This window comes from Blautia sp. DFI.1.216, from assembly GCF_020594215.1.
In the GTDB taxonomy this organism is placed as follows: Bacteria; Bacillota; Clostridia; order Lachnospirales; family Lachnospiraceae; genus Blautia_A; species Blautia_A wexlerae.
In genome coordinates this window covers 1-231 of sequence record NZ_JAJDML010000256.1, presented here as the reverse complement: position 1 = coordinate 231, position 231 = coordinate 1, and the positions used below count along the sequence as shown (strand labels likewise).

Below are 231 nucleotides of genomic sequence, written 5' to 3'. Positions count from 1 at the left end.
TATCTTCCGCCGGTATTTCACTGACCATACCATATGGTAATTAATATTACACACAAGTGCGGTAATGTATACGATTTTCTTTCATACATATATGTATACCATGATATCAAAAATTTCGCAATAAAATATCGAACATATTTTCTTTTTATAATGCCGAGTACAGCTTTTTATAGGGGGAAATTGAATGAAAACCGTTTTGTTATTTTTATTTATTATGAGTGCAGATATGCA

General features: G+C 29.9%; 1 pseudogene. It reads right to left on the bottom strand.

Annotation, left to right across the window (positions count from 1 at the left end):
• Window positions 1-85: pseudogene (locus tag LJE11_RS21025) on the bottom strand (IS200/IS605 family transposase); the annotation flags it as partial.
• Between the last annotated feature and the right edge of the window lie 146 nt (window positions 86-231).